The organism is Aeromicrobium sp. A1-2, from assembly GCF_003443875.1.
Lineage (GTDB): Bacteria > Actinomycetota > Actinomycetes > Propionibacteriales > Nocardioidaceae > Aeromicrobium.
This window is the reverse complement of record NZ_CP027482.1, coordinates 3,298,210-3,315,847: the sequence shown is the minus strand read 5'-3', so window position 1 is coordinate 3,315,847 and position 17,638 is coordinate 3,298,210. Positions and strand designations below refer to the sequence as shown.

Here is a 17,638-nt window from a genome sequence, read left to right as displayed (position 1 = left end):
GATGGCGGACCTCACATCGCGAGTGGGTGATCCGGTGCCCTTGGTGTTTCGCGACGAATCGGGCCAGATCACCCGTGCACACGCGCACGATCTCTACGCAGCCGAAGTCGTCCGCATCATGCGGCTCGCTGACGCGCATCCCGGACAGACCCACGGCCGGGGCGTCGTCGTCGCCACCCCTTGCTGGTGGACGACCCGTGCCACCGAGGCGACCAGCGCGGCGATCCGCGCCTCCGCCGGCCGCAAGGTCGTTCTGGTCAAGGATGCCGAAGCCGCCGTGCGGGGGCACTTGATCGACGAACCGAGACTCGCGGACATGGTCGCCGTGCTGGATCTCGGCGCCCAGACGACGAGCGCCGCGGTGGTCCATCACACCCGTTCGATCAAGCCCACCGTGATAGGCCGACCGGCAGTGCAGATCAATGACGCCGGCGACGAGCTCGACGCCAAGGTCCTGCACCACCTGCTGCACGGTCTCGGTGATCGACGAGTCCCGATCGACAGCTCCGATCCGGTGGTGACCGCCGCCGCGGACGAGCTGCTCGAACAGTGCCGAGAGGCCAAGCATTCATTGTCGGCCCGGTCTGCCGCCACGATCGACACCAGGATCACGGGTCAGGAGTCGCGCCTGCGACTCGTTCGCGGCGAGTTCGAGGAAATCGCGCTGGAGTGGGCGCGTACGGCCGTGCGGATCCTCGGCGACGCGATCGAGGCTAGCGGCCAAGAGGTGCGATCAGTGCTGCTCGTCGGCGGCGGTGCGCACATCCCCCTGATCGCCCAGTCGATCTCGGCCGGGCTGGGGCTCAACGTCATCGCGAGTCGTCACCCGACCGAGACCACCGCAACCGGCGCAAGGCAGGCGGCCGCGGGCATCGACCACCGGGTGTCCACTCCTCGCGGAGCGCGCCAGCGTATCGCGGCCTCGACGGCCGTCGAGAACGTTGCCGATGCCCTGCCGGTCCACCCGGTCAGCGCCCCGGAAACACCCTCTGCACGCCGTCCGAGACGAAGACGTTTCCGGAACCTGAACGTCAAGACCCACGACATCGCCACGGTCGCGAACGAACCGATCGAGAGCACGGTCGAGCGCTGGTCACTGGCGGACTGGGCCGACTCCACGGACGTGGTCGAGCCAAGCTCCGAGGTCGAGGTCGAGCCAGACTCCGAGGTCGAGGTCGAGCCAGACTCCGAGGTCGAGACCTTGGTCGAGGTCGAGGCGGTCGAGGCGGTCGCGGCCCCGGCACGAGACCTGTCCACCCAGGGCACGAGATCCGCCACGGCCGCGGAGCCCGGCGACACCGCCGCCCAGATTCCGCACTGGCCGGCCGACGTCGATGAAGTGCACTCGTGGGTCAGCCCCCCGAAACGTCCGGGTTTCGCCCGTCGCGGAAGGAGCCGAGCCCGGCGCGCGGCCGAAGTACCGTCCGTCCCGGACAGCGCCTTGCACGAACCGGAGTCCCCCGCGTCGGACGGCGCGATCTTTCCCGGCGCTCCTCCCACGACCGATGATGGCCTGCCTACCGGATCCGAGTCCGTCGAGGAGATCCCCGAAGATTCACCGAAGCCGGGCAGGCGCCGTCGCAGCAGACACACGACTGGCCTGCTGCTGGTGCTGCTGGTCGGCAGCGCGCAGCTGACCTGGGCCGATCGTCCGTCGGCGGCAGAGGCATCCGATCCGTCCAGCCACTCGAGCAGCCTGGAATCTGAGAAGCGTGCCGGCCTCGAGCAGGAGGCGCGGGGCCGGCCCGCTCCCTCGCTTGCTGAGTCGAGCGGCTCTCCTTCCCTACCGAACGCCAACGTGGGGCCCGCAAGAACTCCGGTGATCGCACCAGCCGCGCCGAGCCCAGCGGCGCCGGTCAAGGACACGGCTCCTGCCCCCACCCCCTCGACATCCCCCACACCGTCGCCGACAGCCGTGCCACCTGCGGCCGACTCCGAAGAGGGATCGGACGAGCCCGGCACACCCGACGCCGATCCGGTGCCGGGTCAGGAGTGAGGTGAGCGCGTCCGACCAGCCGTTGCGGGAAATCCCAGCCACTGACTCGCCCGATCAGCTCGACCCGGCCCTCGATGCTGGCGTGCTGACCGTGATCGCGGTCGTGGACCTGATCGACGTGACCCTTCTGTCAGCCGTCCTCGAAGCACCGTCGTCCGAGGTGCACGCGAGCCTCGATCAGCTGCGCGCGAGTGGCACAGTTCTGCCGACCGCACCCCACCTGTCTGTCGGCGATCGGCAATCGGTGCTGGACCGGGCCGGCCGCTCGGCCATCGACGCGCTCCACGAGCGTGTTCTCCCTCGTCTGATGGATGGACCCGGCCTCACCCTGACGACCGCCGAGGCCCTGATCGGCTCCGAGTGCCGGGATCCGCGGCTTGCCACGCTTTTCCGCGGTGCCATACGTGACGCCCACGAGTCGGAACGTCAACGTGTCCTCGAGCTCGGCGTGCTCGCTGGCGCCGACCCGATCGAGCTCGACGCACAACTCGCCGAGTGCGCGGCAGCAGGTGGAAATTTCGAGCAGGCGCTCAGGTCGTGCGAGAAGGTGCTCGCACGACCTGAGCACCCCGCCGTGACAATCGCGGTGCGGGCAGCCGCCGTGGCACACGCCCACCGAGGCATGACGCACATGAGCGCGGACTTGTTCCGATACCTCGGACCCGAACGTGTCACCGGTGACGCGGCCGTGGCGGTATGGGCATTGCTGGGGGATGGCGATCGAGAGGCAGCGAGCAGGATCGGCCCACCCGCGAGATCGTCGGCACCCACCGCGAGTCGGCACGCTGTGGCGCTGCTGGCCCAGGGGCTGAGGCTCTCCCTGGTGGACGACGGGAGCGCAGCCCTGCCCGTGCTCGTCCAGTCCGCCGCGGCGGCAGGTCCTGTCGGAGAGCTCCTGGTGCTTCCCGACTCACCGGCCGCGCTTGCCGCGTTGGCGGCCATGGGTCTGGGTGAGCTGGACACGGCCGACGCCGTCCTGACAGCTGCCTTGGACTGTGATCTCGGTGGTGCGCTCGAACGCAGTCGCCACCAGTTGCTCCTCGCCTGGGTGACGATGCTGCGCGGAGATCTGCCCGGAGCGACGACCATGGTCGACCACGTCGTCGCGACCAGTCCACTCGGCCTTCGGGACACCGTGATGACCCATGCCTTGCGTGTGGGTATCGCGCGCCGGGGAGACGATCCGGGTTCCCTCACCGTCCACTGGAACCAGGCCCGCACGTGCCTCGCCGAGTTCTCGGTCGATCTCTACTCGCTGCTCTCCCTCGGCGAGCTGGCCCTGTCGGCCGCGCGCGTCGGCGAGTCGTACCGCCTCACCTCCCACCTGGCCGATGCCGATGCCCTGCTCGAGCGCCTCGGCCGACCGCCCTTGTGGGCGGCCATGTTTCATTGGTACAGCGTCCATGCGGCGATCCTGGCGGAGGAACCGGCTGCGGTGATTCCGCACGCGGATGCTCTGGTCACCGCTGCACCGGCGAGTCGAGTGGCCGGGATCCTTGCTCGAGCTGGCCAGACCTGGATCCGTGTCCTGCGCGGCGACGTCGACGTCGCTGCGGTCCGGTTCGCGGTGTCCGAGCTCGAGGTGCTCGATCTGCACTGGGATGCCACCCGCCTGGCGGCACACGCGGCAGCACGAGCTTCGGACCGCCAGTCCATGCTCGAGCTCATGCAGATCGCTCGCGCGACTGATCGCATGTCTCGCATCGACCAGAACCAGGTCAACCACGCGGACACCGCGATCTCGAACGCCCGCCTGACCGACCGCGAGTGGGAGGTCGCCGCCCTGGTGTTGGAGGGCCTGGCCTATCGAGAGATCGGCGAGAGACTGTTCATCTCACCCAAGACCGTCGAGCATCACGTCGCGCGCATCAGGCGACGCCTCGGGGCCGAGAGCCGCCAGGACATGCTCGCTGTCCTCCGGCGCCTCTTGTCTGCTGACGACGACACCGTCCCCACCTCCCCGGACCCCTCACCATTCCGCTGAATCTGGCGGGGAGGTCAGGCGAGGAGGTCGGTGACGAGCTCGCGGATGATGCCGAAGCCATTCTGGGTCAGGATCGACTCCGCATGGAACTGCACGCCGCGATAGTGCGGTCCGGCCACCAGGTGGATGTCGCCGCTGGCCGGATCGGTCTCGACCGTCACGCCGTCCGGCAGACCCGTCTCGGGCACGCGGGCGACGAACGTGTTGTAGAAGCCGACCGTCTCGGGCCGATCGAGCACCGTGAGCCTGCTCTGCGTGCCCTGGAAGACGATGTCCTTGAACACGATGTCCAGACCGATCTGGTGACTCAGCGTCTGGTGCCCGAGGCACACGGCAAGGAACGGTCGTCGGGTCTCCAGCAGGCCAGCCACGACCCCGTGCAGCACTGACATCTTGGGATCTTCCAGATCTCGCGGATCACCGGGGCCCGGCCCGACGACGACCAGGTCGTAGCCGTCCAGGTCGCCGTCGGCGTACACGTCGTGACGCACGATGTCTGTCGTCATGCCGAGCACACCGAACACGTGGGACAGCATGTTGACGAAGTCGTCCTCGCCGTCGACGATCACGACCCGCTTGCCGGCCAAGGACGGAACTGGCGCAGCGCCGGACTGGTCGGTGAGCCAGAACTGGCTCAGTCGCTGGTTGCGCGTGCCCAACGCGATCAGGACGTCGTCCTCGCGGGTGAACGCGTCGAACCCCTCGATCGGCTCGGGAGCCGGCTCGACCAGCCCGAACGCGCTGAGGATGCCGGACGCCTTGGCCCACGTCTCGCTGGTCTCGTACACCGCGTCGGAGTCGCGCACCAGGGTTGCACCGGCAGTGACCTTGAGTCGACCGTCGAGGTCGACGTCGGCGGTACGGATCAGGATCGGGGCGTCGGCACGCGGCACGCCGTCGTCATCGCGGCCGATCAGCGCGGCCACCGAGGCGTAGTAGCCGCGGCCCTCGGGCTCGTACTTCTTGATCAGTCGGCACGCGTTCTCGACCGGGCTCCCAGTCACCGTGGCGGCGAACATCGAGTCGCGCAGCACCTCGCGGACGTCACGGTTGGTACGGCCGGCCAGAAGGTACTCGGTGTGGACGAGGTGGGTCATCGGCTTGAGGTACGGACCCAGCACGAGCCCGCCTTCGTGGCAGATGTCGCACATCATCTTGAGCTCCTCGTCGACGACCATGAAGAGCTCGTAGATCTCCTTCTCGTCCTTGAGGAAGTGCAACAGCTCACGCTTGCGGTCGGCGTGCGTCTCGAGCCCACGCATACGGAACGTGCCGCTGATCGGATTCATCCGTACCTGGCCGTCCTCGACGCTGACGTGCCGCTCTGGGCTCGCGCCGATCAGGTAGCGGTCGCCGGTGAAGATGCAGAACGTCCAGAAGGCCCCACGCTCGCGCTCGAGCAGCCGGCGGAAGACCGTCAGGGCCCGGTCATGTCCCCAGTCGGCAACCTGCGCGCGGTAGTGCCGGCCGATGACCAGGTTGGCGCCCTCGCCCTGACCGATCTCCTCGTCGATGATCCGGCGGACCATCCCGGCGTACTCGTCGTCGGAGGACTCGAAGCCACCCCGGTCGGTGAACTCGATCGGGGCGTCGGGCAGCAGGTCGAGGAGCTCGGCGAGCGGCACCTCGGCGCTGTACGAGGCCTCGATCGCCGAGAGCGGTGTGCCGTCCTGGTGCGCCTCGAAACCCCGCTCGCGCGCCTGCGCGAACGGGACCAGCACCAGGTGGTTCCAGGAGCGATCACTGCCGGCCACGAGCGGGATGTCCGACAGTGAGTCCAGGTCGGTCCGGGGTCCGCCGATCAGCGTGACGGTGTCGGAGTCGCGGACACGGATCAGCGCGAACGCCGGTTGGGCGAGGAGGTCGTCGAGAGACGTCATCTCAGTTCCTTCGGTATGTCTCGACCCGCGAGGACGAACGGTGCACAAAACACTGATGCCCAGAGCCGGCCATGAGGCGGTCTGGGCACAAGTCGACAGGCCACCTTTAGGGGTGGCGCCACCACGTGGGGCGCTGGGCTGTCATGTCTGGAGCCTAGCGCAGGGTCGCCAGCGCTAGGCTGCGGCCGGAGCTCCGGCTTCCACCACGGCACTCCCGGGCGACTGGTCCGGGCTCGGTGCCAGACTGGTCGCATGGACATCGACGTCGACCTGATCCGACGGGACCTGGCCCAGATCGTCAACTTCCCCAGCATCGGTGGCTCGGACGCCGAGACCGCAGTCCAGCGCTGGTGCGCCTCGACCCTCACGGGCCTGGGGATGGACGTCGACCAGTGGGGGTTCGACCTCGACGAGCTACGCGCCAGTGCGAACTATCCCGGCGAAGAGGTCGAGCGCGAGGAGGCCTGGGGCTGCGTCGGCGCCTCAGGACCCGGCACCCCTGCGCTGATCCTCAACGGCCACGTCGACGTCGTGCCGCCAGGCGATCCGGAGTCCTGGCCCAACGCGGATCCGTGGCTCGTCCGCGAGGTCGACGGGGCCTGGTTCGGCCGTGGTGTGTGCGACATGAAGGGCGGCGTCGTCGCGATCATCGCCGCGGCCCGGGCGGTCAGCGACCTGACCCTCGCTCGACCGTTCGCGATCCACACTGTGATCGGCGAGGAGGACGGCGGGCTGGGCACGTACGCGACTCTGTTGCGCGGCCATACCGGCGACGCCTGTGTCATCGCCGAGCCGACCGACAACGAGCTCGTCGCTGCCAACGCGGGCTCCCTCACATTCAGGCTCGAGGTCGCGGGGCGGGCGACCCACGGCTCGATGCGCACCGCCGGCCACAGCGCCATCCGGGCGTTCGAGCGCCTGCACCAGGCGCTCGACGAGCTCGAGGCGGTCCGCAACACCCCCCCTCCGGAGCCATTCGGTGATCTTCCGTGGCCGATCAGCGTCGGCATCCTGCGCGCCGGCGACTGGGCCAGCACAGTGCCCGACCTCCTGATCGCCGAAGGACGCTACGGGGTCATGCCCGGCGAGTCCTTCGCCGTTGCCAAGGCCGTCTTCGAGGAAGCCCTGGCCCGCGCCTGCGCCGCCGACGAGTGGCTCGCCGGCAACCCGCCGACGATCACCTGGCCCGGCGGGCACTTCGCGGCCGGCCGGCTCCCGGCCGGCGACCCGTTCGGCAGCCAGGTCGCGGACGCCGTGGTCGCCGCCGGACGCCCCAGGCCCCACCTCGTCGGGGCGCCCTACGGGTCCGACCTGTGGCAGTACGCCGCGGCCGGAATCCCGACGGTGCAGTACGGCCCCGGGGGGATTGCCGACGCGCACGCGATCAACGAGCAGGTGTCGATCGAGGAGGTCGTGGCGTGCGCGCGGGCGTACGCCGAGCTCATCGTGACGCGCTGCGGCTAGGGCGACGCAGGCGTCTCGGTCAGCGCGAGGCGCGGACTCGACGTCAACGGCGTGTAGGCGCCGGGCTCAATGATGCCGCCGGTGTTGAACGTCACGGGCTGCAGCCCGACCGGCTTACCGTCCACGAACGTCACGATCGTGACCTGTGCCGGTCGCCGCAGCTTGCTGCCGAGCGCGAACGCGTAGACAGCGCCTCCGGTCGACCCGGTCGTCAGGGTCGTGGTGGAGCGGCCGTTGGCGCCATTGATGACGAGCGGCCCTACCTGGCGGTGCAGGTGCCCCGTCAGCACCAGGTCGACGCACCCCGAGGCCGCTGCCTTCTTGACCGACGACGGGCTGTGCACCGCGATGACGCTGACCCCGCCGTCGTCGCAGGCTGCCTTCGTGAGCGCCTCGTCCTGGGCACCGATCGCGTCGCTGTTGTCGCTCGCATCGCCGCTGTAGCCAGAGGTCAGGCCCGAGCTGCGCGGATCGCTGCTGCCGAGGAAGCTGACCCCGCCGACCGAGACGGGCTTGCCCTTGAGCAGGTTGAAGCCCTTGTCGACCATCTGCTTGGCCACCGTGCCGCCGGTGTCGTGGTTGCCTGCCACCGAGACGACCTCGAATCCCTCGAACTCCCGGGCCAGGGAGTTGATGCTGAAGGTCTCCCAGCTTCCGCCGTTCGACGTGTCGTCGCCGAGATCGATCAGGATGCGGGCGCCCACCCGGTCGGCGATGGCGCGGGCTACCGGATCCATGCCGATGTTGTCGTGGCGGTCGGTCACGACAATGGCTGTCGTCTCACCCTCGAGCGGACGGCGTACGTCGGCGGTCTCCGCGCTCACGGCTAGCCGGCCGTAGAAGGCGACCGAGGTGCGGTAGGTCGCCAGCGCTCCCTCGACGATGGCCCGGCTGCCCCTGGTCGACGCACCACGGGCGATCTCGACGTTGTCGAGCACCTTGTCCGAGGGCAGTTCCGGGAAGACCGACGCGATCGGGTCCCACTCCGTCGCGCTTGCCCGAGGGCGCTCAGGGGTGGCGACGAGCACCAACGCCCCGATCGTCGTGGCTGCGACGACGGCCGCGCCGAGCACCTGACCCCGACGGGGGTGCCGAGCGCTGGCCCATATCGAGCGGCGCCGAGCGCGCCCGATCGCCTGCCACGCCAGCACCGCGATCAGCACGGCCAGCAAGGCGGACCCCAGACCCCGGAGAGCCGCATCGGTCAGCATCGAGATCATCGTGGTCCGCACGGCCTCGATCTCACCCTCCGGCTGCGAGGCGATGACGGCATCACGGGCGATCAGCTGCTCGAGGTCGGTGGCCTCACTCCCACCCAGGCGGATGTTGACGCCAAGGCCCAGGGGCGCCCCCGCGGGCACCCGGATGTCCGGGATCAGTGGGCCGAACTCGATGCGGGCGTGTCCGGTGAAGGTCGGCTGCAGCGTGGCGTCGTGCGCACCGATCGCGATGCCACGCTCGCTGTGGATCAAGGTCGTGTAGGCAGTCGGCAAGGCCACGCCGACGGCGAGGACCGCCAGCAGGACCAGCTTGAGGAACCGGTTCATGACAGCCGGCTCAACCACGTGTCGGTCGTGCCGACGGTGCTCAGCAGCTGGGTTGCCCGGGTCAGCACGACGTACAGGGTGCGCCACCCGGCGCTGGACTCTTGGGTGATGCCGTCCGGTTCGACGACGACGACCCCGTCGAACTCCAGGCCCTTGGTGTCCAGTCCGTCCAGGAGTCGAAGCCGGTCGGGGTGCTGCTCAAGCAGTCCGGCCAGGTCCACCCGCAACCGGTCCAGCTGGGTGGTCGGCGCGACGATCGCCACGGTGCCGTCGACCCGATCAAGAATCTGCTCGGCGCTGCGGCGGGTGGCGCTCACCAGCTCGGCGGGCTCGACCGTGCTGTGCACCGGCTGCTCACCGGTGCGGCGGACCGCGTCCGCCAGATCAGGGTGCGGCACCGCGATCGCCGCCACCTGCGCGGCGAGGTCGTAGATCTCGGCGGAGTTGCGATAGTTGGTCGACAACCGGAAGGCGTGCTCGGGCTTGCCCTCGAGGGCAGTCTTGCGGGCCGCCGCCGACTCGTGCGGGTGGGGCCAGGACGACTGGGCCTCGTCACCAACGATCGTCCAGCTGGCGTAGCGACCGCGGCGGCCGAGCATCCGCCACTGCATCGGTGACAGGTCCTGAGCCTCGTCGATCAGCACGTGCGCGAAGCCATCGTCCTCGATGCTCTGCGTCGAGCGGAACCGGTCGACGCGCTCCTCCCGCTCCCGTCGCTCGAAGCTCATGAGCTGCTTGGGGGCCTCGTCGTTGTCGCCGTCGCTGACCGGCACCTCACCGATGACGTAGCGCAGCTCGTCGATCAGCGGAACGTCCTGGATGCTGGGCTCGCCGATCGTCCACGACGCCTTCAGCGCAGCGCTCTCGACCGCACTGAACGACCCGCGACCGAGTGCGTCGAGCACGTCCGGAAGGGTCCGCCACACGTCGATCGGCTCGACCGGCGGCCACCAGTCCTCGACGAAGTCAACGAAGCGATCGTCGGTCGTGATGGTCTCGACGAAGTCCTCCTCGCCCTTCTCGAGCGCCCGCTCGCCCGCGACCTGCCGCCACAAGGCCGCGACCAGCGCCTCCGGCGCCTTGAGGTAGGCCCGGTTGCGCTTGGCGCCGGACAGCAGGTTGCGTCGGATCCGCTCCAGCTGGTGTGAGTCAAGGCGGAGGACGTCGTCCTTGTAGAAGTAGCGGAACTCCGTCGGTGCGCCCGGCATCGGTGCGGCCGCGGCCCGCGCGAGGAACGGCGCCATCCGGGGCGATCCCTTGGCGGCCGCAGCGACCGGCTCGTCGTGGCGAGCGGCGCGCAGGCCGTCGACGACCTCGCCGAGCGATCGCAACGTCACGCTGGTCTCGCCGAGGCTCGGCAGCACCCGCTCGATGTAGTTCATGAACACGGTCGACGGTCCGACGACCAGGACGCCGCCGGACTCGAAGCGTCGCCGGTCGGTGTAGAGCAGGTAGGCCGCGCGGTGCAGCGCGACGACGGTCTTGCCCGTGCCCGGGCCGCCGCCGATCGTGGTGGCGCCGCGGCTCGGCGCGCGGATCGCCTCGTCCTGCTCCTTCTGGATCGTGGCGACGACCGAGTGCATCGTGCTGTCTCGGGCCCGGGTCAGGCTCGCGAGCAGGGCACCCTCGCCGACGACGACCAGGTCGTCGGGAGCGTTGTCGTGGTCGAGCAGGTCATCCTCGATGCCGATGACCTTGTCGTTGGCGCATCGCAGGACGCGGCGCCGGATCACGCCCGTGGGCTCCTGCGCCGTGGCCTGGTAGAACACCGCAGCAGCAGGGGCGCGCCAGTCGACCAGCATGATCTCGCGTTCGGCGTCGCGGACGCCGATCCGGCCGATGTAGCGCGACTCGCCGGTGAGCAGGTTGAGCCGACCGAACACCAGACCGTCGTGCGCTGCGTTGAGCGCCGACAGCCGCAGCGACGCCTGATAGACCATGGCATCCCGTTCGACCAGGCCACCCTCGTTGCCGATGTGACCTCGTGCCATCCCCTCGACGACGAGCGACTGGGCCACCTTGGCGGAGGCGTCGAGACGTTCGTAGACGGCGTCGACGTACGCCTGTTCCATCTCGATCTCGTGCTGTTCCGCGTTGTTCGCGCTCACCCGACTCCTCGTCGCCCTAGGGAACTCACAAGTGTATGGCGTGGGATAAATATTCCGCAGTCCGCCGACCGCTTTGTGGACGTCCGACGCCGTCCTACCGTTCACGACACGCCAGCACCCGCGTCGATCCCGTGCGTCCTACCTCCTGAGACGGGATCCCGCGGCATACCGGGCGCGCAGACTCACGGGGCGCAAAGGATCACCATGGCGGTCGGTTGGCGGGCATTGGCACGGTTGATGGCAGCAGTCCTCGCGGCAACGGCGGTCTCTCGCGCTGCCGAGTCAGCCCGGCGCCTGCTGGCCGGGACCGCCAGGTCGAAGCTCCGAAAGCGTCGACTCAGGTTGGGTCGAGGATCCGGCGGAGGAACTGACGGGTGCGTTCTTCCTGCGGGTCACCGATGACCTGGGCGCTCGTGCCGCGCTCGAGCACGACACCCTGGTCGAGGTACAGCACCTGGTCGGCAACCTGCTCGGCGAACCGGATCTCGTGAGTCACCAGCACCGAGGTCCACCCCTGGGTCGCCAAGTCCTTGATGACCGCCAGCACCTCCCCCACGAGCTCTGGATCCAGCGACGACGTGGGCTCGTCGAACAACATGACCGTGGGCCGGAGCGCGAGCGCCCGGGCGATGCCGATCCGCTGCTGCTGCCCGCCGGAGCACTGGAACGGATGCTGGTCCGCCTTGTCGCTGAGTCCCACCTGCTCCAGCAGGTCACGCGCCTCCGCCACGGCCTCCTCGTACGGCCGCTTCTGGACCTGGACCGGTCCCTCGATGACGTTCTCCAGCACAGTCTTGTGCGGGAACAGGTTGTGGGCCTGGAAGACCATGCCGCTCTGTGCGCGGAGCCCGGCGATCTGCCGGCCGGCGTCACGCCCCTTGGCGGGCAGCGTCGTGAAGTCGACCTCGACGTCGTCGATGCGGATCGTGCCGCGGTCGGGCCGGTCGAGGACGTTGAGAGCCCGCAGGATCGTGGTCTTGCCCGAGCCCGACGGTCCCAGCAGGACCGTGGTCGTGCCGGACTCGACCTCGAAGTCGACCCCGCGCAGCACATGGTTGTCACCGAACGACTTCTCGATCCCCCGCGCCCGGATCCGGAGCGATCCCATCGGCTCGGCGGTCTGCTGGGTGTTGGTCATGAGGCCACGAACCTGTTCAGTCGGGTCTCGAGTCTGCTCTGGACGGCCGACATGCCGACGCACACGACCCAGTAGTAGACCGCCGCGACGGTGTAGAGGGGAAGGAATATCTGGGCGTTCGCGGCAGCGAACTGCGCCTGCCGGAAGAGTTCGGTGATCAGGACGACCGACAGCAACGACGTGTCCTTCAACAGCGAGATCGCGGTGTTCGACAGCGGGGGCACCGCGATCCTCGCGGCCTGCGGGAGGACGATCCGCCGGAGCGTCTGCCAATAGCCCATGCCGATCGTGGACGCGGCCTCGAACTGTCCCCTCGGGACCGAGAGGATCGACGCCCGCACGATCTCCGCGGCATAGCCCCCGACGTTGAGGCTGAGCGCCAAGATGGCCGAGACCCACGGACCCAGCTTGATGCCGAGCTCGGGCAGCCCGTAGAACACGATGAACAGCTGCACCAGCAGTGGAGTGCCGCGAATGATTGAGATGTAGCCGCGCGCGATGCCGCTGAGGACCCGGCTGGCAGAGATCCGCGCCAACGCCGCCGCCACGGCGAGCACCAGACCGATCGCGAAGCTCACGATCGTGATTGGGATGGTCGCCACGAGCAACCGGGTGAGCATCGGCCAGGCGGCGTCCTGCACGACCTCGAAGGTGCTGCGGGTCGCGCGACCGTCGGACACGTCGACCACGCCGCTGTCCGGCACCGAGACGTCGGTCTTGAAGTACTTGTTCGAGATCTTCGCGAGTGTTCCATCGGCCTTGAGCGCCGCAAGCGCCTGGTTGGACTCCGCCAGGCGCGGATCGTCCTTGCGGAACGCCAGCGCCTGCTCGCTGACCTCGTCCCCGGCGTTGCCGGAGATCTCGATCGCATCCGAGCCGGTCGTGCTCAGATAGTCCAGCACCGCGATGTTGTCGTTGATCAGCAGGTCGGCCCGGCCCTGGACGACCAGTGCCGCCGCCTGGGAGAAGCCCTCGATGGCCTGGATCTTCGCGCCCGCATCGCGAGCCACATCGGCCCAGTTCGAGGTGATCGACTCAGCAGCCGTCCGGCCCTCAACGTCGGCCAGGGTCGTGATGCCGGTCGTCCCGGTCTTGACCACGATGACGCCACGCGAATACGTGTAGGTCGAGCCGAGGCCGTATCTGGCCTCGCGTTCGGGGTTGCGGGAAACCTGGTTGGCGATGACGTCAATGCGCCGCGCGTCGAGCGCCGCGAAGATCGCGTCGAACTGGGTCTCGACGAACTCGAGCCGCCAGCCGGCTTTCTTGGCGACTGCCTTGACGACCTCGATGTCGTATCCGGTGAGATCGTCGGTGGCCGCGTCGTGGAACGAGAACGGCGGATAGGTGCCCTCTGTGCCGACCCGCACGACCGGGCGATCGGCCGCGCTAGCCGGGCTGCCCGAGACCGCGAGCATGGCCACGAAGACCAGCGGCAGGATCCGCAGTATGTGCCGCATGGATACTCCTCCGGGTGTGATCACCGAAGAGAGTCCCCGGTCAGCTGACCTGACCACGGTAGACCTTGCACCGGCCCATGCGGTGCGCACCGAACTGGGGTGAGACGGCGCGCAACCACCTGACCGGGTGGCCGACCTACTTGCCGCGGTTGAGGAAGGCGGTCATCGCCTCGCGGGCCTCATCGCTGCCGAACAGTGCGGCGGACTTGACCGCGAGGTCGGGCCCGAGGGCATCGATGCGGGCGACCAGGTCGTGGTTGAGGATCCGCTTGCTCTCACGCAGACCCTGCGGATAGCCCTTGACGAGATCGGCCAGGACACGCGCGACCTCGTCGGTCAGATCCACATCAGGTACCGCCCGGGTGATCAGCCCGACCGCCACAGCCTCGACCGCATCGAACTTCCGGGCGGTCAGGAACAGATCGGCGGCAGCGCGGTCGGTGAACCGCGGGAGGAGGGAGACCGAGATGCTCGCCGCCGCCAGCCCGAGGCGTACCTCGGTGAGCTGGAACGTGACCGACTCGGCCGCGATGATCATGTCGGCAGCGCCGACGATGCCCAGCCCGCCGGCTCGCACCGGTCCGCCCAGCTCGACCACGACGGGCTTGTCCGCCGTCGCGATCTGGCGCTGCAGGGCGACCACGGCGGTGGCGCCTGTGGCCATGCCCCCGGCCGCCGCCTCGGCCATGTCGGCCCCCGAGCAGAACACCGTGCCGGCCGAACGGATCAGGATCGCCTTGGACTCCGTGTCGGCGTCCGCCGTGGTCAGGTGCGCGACGAGCTCGGTCACGAGCTGCTTGCTGAGCGCATTGCGGTTGTGATCGCTGTCGAGCGTGATCGTCGCGATCTGGTCGGCGATCTCGAGGTGAACCAACTCGGACATTCAAGGACTCCTGGGGTGGGGGAACCGGCGCGGGACTCGCGGGCGAACGGTCAGTACGACTTGGGCAGGCCCAGGGAGAACTGGGCGACGAAGTTGAGCACCATCTCCTTGCTGACCGGTGCGATCCGCGAGAGCCGCGATCCTGCGAGCATCTGCACCAGACCATACTCGTTGGCCAACCCGTTGCCGCCGTGTGTCTGGATCGCCCGGTCGACCGCGTGACAGACGGCTTCGCCAGCGGCGTACTTGGCCATGTTGGCCGCCTCGCCCGCCGCCATGAAATCGCCTGCGGCGTAGAGTGCGGCCGCCCGCTGCGTCATGAGACGGGCCATCTCGATCTCGATGAATGACTCCGCCAGCGGGTGCGCGATCGCCTGGTGCGAGCCGATCGGCGCCTTCCAGACCTGACGCTGCTTGGCGTACTCCGTGGCTTTGGCCAAGGCCAGTCGCGCCGTGCCGGTCGCGAATGCCGCGCCCATGATGCGTTCGGGATTGAGCCCCGCGAACAGCTGCTCGATGCCGGCATCCTCGCTGCCGACCAGTGTGTCGGCCGGGACCACGACGTCGTCGAAGAACAGCGTGAACTGCTTTTCCGGCGATGTGATGCCCATGTCGATCTCCTGGTAGGAGAAGCCCTCGGAGTCGGTCGGCACGAGGAACAGCGCAGGCTTGAGGTTGCCGGTCTTGGCGTCCTCGGTGCGCGCCACGACCAGGACGTGACTGGCCTCGTCGACGCCCGAGATGTAGGTCTTGGTGCCCTTGAGCCGCCAGCCGTCGTCCGTGCGGTAGGCCGTCGTGATGATCTTGTGCGAGTTGGACCCGGCATCCGGCTCGGTGATCGAGAACGCGAACGTCGAGGTGCCGTCGGCCAGGCCGGGCAGCCAGCGCTGCTTCTGCTCCTGCGTGCCGTACTGCGCGATGATCGTGCCGACGATCGCGGGCGAGACGACCATCAGGAGCAGGGGGCTGCCGGCCGTGGCGAGCTCCTCGCAGACCGCGGCCAGATCGCCGATGTCGCCACCACCACCGCCAAACTCCTCCGGCACGGCGACACCGAGATAACCGAGCTTGCCGGCCTCGGCCCACAGCTCGCTGGTCTTGCGACCTTCCTTGGCCGCCTGCTCGAAGTAGTCGCGCCCGTATTTCGCGCCGAGATCGGCCACGGCCTTGCGCAGGGCGATCCGCTCGTCGGACTCGGTGAAGCTCGTCATGGGGGTTCTCCTTCGATGATGGCGAGTACGGTTCCGGACTCGACCTGCGCGCCGGCGGTGACCGACAGCTGGGTGACGACGCCGTCGGTCGGCGCGGTGATGGTGTGCTGCATCTTCATGGCTTCGAGCACGACGATGACGTCGCCCCGGCTGACCTGCTGACCGTCGTGCACCGCGACGCTGATGACCGCTGCAGGCATGGGTGCCAACAGCGATCCCTCCGCGACGACGTCGGCCGGATCGACGAACTCGGGCACGGGGACGAGGTCGAGCGAGCCGCGCGGTCCGTCGACGTCGACCCAGCCGTCACCGACCGCGACGACGTACGTCTCGGTGACACCCGCATCGTCGAGCACGACCCGCGACGGTGTGGCCTCGACGACCGTCACGTCGTCGAGATCGTGCTGCACCAGACCCGCGCTGTAGGTCACGACAACCTCGTCGAGCGAGCCGGTCGAGAGGGCGTAGGTCCGGGTGCGCGGCTGGCTCGGCACATTGCGGTACGCCGTGGGGATGCGCGAGAGCACCGTCGCGCTCGCAGTGGCTGCGGTCGCCTCCCCGAGAGCAGCCGCAAGAGCTGACTTGCGGATGGCCCGATCGTCGAGCCGCGGGGTCGTCCAGTCGGCGAGTCGCTCGTCGAGCAGAGCCGTGTGCAGGCGCGCGGCAGCGAACTCCTCGTCGGCGAGGATGCCGAGCAGCAGGTCGGTGTTGGTCGTGACGCCGTGCAGGCGAAGGCCGCGCACCGCGGTGCTGAGCCGCCGGATAGCGGTTGCCCGGTCCGGTCCGTGCGCGATGAGCTTGGCCAACATCGCGTCGTAGTGGATCCCGACCGTCGAGCCGGTCTCAACCCCGGAGTCGACGCGCAGGCCGTACGCCGCTGGACTCACGAACCGGCTGCCCTCGACACCGAAGGCGCGGACCGTCCCGGTCTGCGGCTGCCAGTCATCGGCCGGATCCTCGGCGTAGAGGCGCACCTCGATCGCGTGCCCGCTGGGCACCGGCGGCTCACCGTCCAGCGCCCGGCCCTCGGCGACCGCGATCTGCAGGGCGACCAGATCGGTGCCCGTGACGCACTCCGTCACGGGATGCTCGACCTGGAGCCGGGTGTTCATCTCCAGGAAGTAGACCTTGCCGGTGTCCAGATGGGCCTCGGCGACGAGGAACTCGACGGTCCCGGCGCCGACGTAGTCGACCGCCTTGACCGCGGCGCGGGCTGCGTCGTGCAGGACCGTGCGCACGGGGTCGCTGACCGCAGGCGCGGGCGCCTCCTCGACGACCTTCTGGTGCCGACGCTGGATCGAGCAGTCGCGATCACCGACGACCCAGCACGTGCCATGGGTGTCGGCCAAGACCTGCACCTCGATGTGGCGGGCGGTCGGCAGGTAGGGCTCGACGAAGACCGTGTCGTCACCGAAGGCGGACAGCGCCTCGGCGCCGGCTGCCACGAGCTCGCCCTCGAGGTCGGCCGCGTCGGCCACGACCCGCATGCCTCGGCCACCTCCGCCGGCGGACGCCTTGACCAGCAGCGGGAAGTCGTCCGGGGTCGCGGTGGCTGCATCGACGCTGAGGATCGGCACCCCACACGCGGACATCAGCTCCTTGGCGCGGATCTTGGAGCCCATCGCGTCAATCGTCTCGGGCGCGGGGCCGATCCAGGTCAGGCCTGCGGCGGTCACGTCTCGCGCGAACTGCGCGTTCTCGGACAGGAAGCCGTAGCCCGGGTGGATCGCGTCGGCCCCGGCCCGCAATGCGGCCGCGATCACGAGGTCCCCACGCAGATAGGTGTCCGACGGTGCGTTGCCCGGCAGGCGTACCGCTACATCGGCCTCGAGCGCGAAGGGTGCGCCCGCGTCGGCGTCGGAGAACACCGCGACGGTCGAGATGCCGAGATCACGGCAGGTGCGGAACACCCGCCGGGCGATCTCGCCCCGGTTGGCAACGAGCACTGAGCTGATCATGCGACGACT

Annotated in this window: 11 protein-coding genes; 3 read left to right on the top strand and 8 right to left on the bottom strand. The window is 69.0% G+C overall.

Features of this window, described 5'->3' with window-relative positions; translation table 11 throughout:
- The first annotated feature begins 43 nt into the window (after positions 1–43).
- A complete protein-coding gene (locus C6I20_RS16300) occupies positions 44–1,996 on the top strand; it encodes an Hsp70 family protein (protein ID WP_162891385.1) in 1,953 nt (650 codons plus the stop codon).
- A gap of 1 nt (position 1,997) precedes the next feature.
- Positions 1,998–3,980, top strand: a complete 1,983-nt coding sequence (locus C6I20_RS16295; protein WP_118398070.1) for a helix-turn-helix transcriptional regulator — start codon at positions 1,998–2,000, stop codon at positions 3,978–3,980.
- Between the two features lie 14 nt (positions 3,981–3,994).
- On the opposite strand, the gene C6I20_RS16290 is transcribed toward C6I20_RS16295, so the two are convergent.
- Positions 3,995–5,860, bottom strand: a complete 1,866-nt coding sequence (locus C6I20_RS16290) for an anthranilate synthase family protein (RefSeq protein ID WP_118398067.1) — start codon at positions 5,858–5,860, stop codon at positions 3,995–3,997.
- 252 nt (positions 5,861–6,112) lie between these two features.
- Between C6I20_RS16290 and C6I20_RS16285 the strand changes: the two genes are divergently transcribed.
- Positions 6,113–7,324 (top strand): ArgE/DapE family deacylase, encoded by a 1,212-nt coding sequence (locus C6I20_RS16285; RefSeq protein WP_118398064.1) that lies wholly within the window; start codon positions 6,113–6,115, stop codon positions 7,322–7,324.
- On the opposite strand, the gene C6I20_RS16280 is transcribed toward C6I20_RS16285, so the two are convergent.
- The 7 genes from C6I20_RS16280 to C6I20_RS16250 all read right to left on the bottom strand — a co-directional run bounded on the left by C6I20_RS16280 (position 7,321) and on the right by C6I20_RS16250 (position 17,629).
- Positions 7,321–8,871 (bottom strand): metallophosphoesterase, encoded by a 1,551-nt coding sequence (locus tag C6I20_RS16280; RefSeq protein ID WP_118398060.1) that lies wholly within the window; start codon positions 8,869–8,871, stop codon positions 7,321–7,323. The two genes, C6I20_RS16285 and C6I20_RS16280, sit on opposite strands and share 4 nt — an antisense overlap.
- Positions 8,868–10,979: an AAA family ATPase gene (locus tag C6I20_RS16275; RefSeq protein ID WP_118398057.1), complete on the bottom strand. Its 2,112-nt coding sequence runs from the start codon at positions 10,977–10,979 to the stop codon at positions 8,868–8,870. The genes C6I20_RS16280 and C6I20_RS16275 overlap by 4 nt, the downstream gene beginning before the upstream one ends.
- A 337-nt stretch (positions 10,980–11,316) precedes the next feature.
- A complete protein-coding gene (locus C6I20_RS16270) occupies positions 11,317–12,117 on the bottom strand; it encodes an amino acid ABC transporter ATP-binding protein (RefSeq protein ID WP_216822923.1) in 801 nt (266 codons plus the stop codon).
- A complete protein-coding gene (locus tag C6I20_RS16265) occupies positions 12,114–13,577 on the bottom strand; it encodes an ABC transporter substrate-binding protein/permease (RefSeq protein WP_118398054.1) in 1,464 nt (487 codons plus the stop codon). The genes C6I20_RS16270 and C6I20_RS16265 overlap by 4 nt, the downstream gene beginning before the upstream one ends.
- Before the next feature lie 136 nt (positions 13,578–13,713).
- Positions 13,714–14,460, bottom strand: coding sequence for an enoyl-CoA hydratase-related protein (locus C6I20_RS16260; RefSeq protein WP_118398051.1), 747 nt, complete (start codon positions 14,458–14,460; stop codon positions 13,714–13,716).
- A gap of 50 nt (positions 14,461–14,510) precedes the next feature.
- Positions 14,511–15,671, bottom strand: a complete 1,161-nt coding sequence (locus C6I20_RS16255) for an acyl-CoA dehydrogenase family protein (RefSeq protein WP_118398048.1) — start codon at positions 15,669–15,671, stop codon at positions 14,511–14,513.
- Entirely contained in the window at positions 15,668–17,629 is a 1,962-nt protein-coding gene (locus C6I20_RS16250) for a biotin carboxylase N-terminal domain-containing protein (RefSeq protein WP_118398045.1), read from the bottom strand. Before C6I20_RS16250 ends, C6I20_RS16255 begins: the two co-directional genes overlap by 4 nt.
- Between the last annotated feature and the right edge of the window lie 9 nt (positions 17,630–17,638).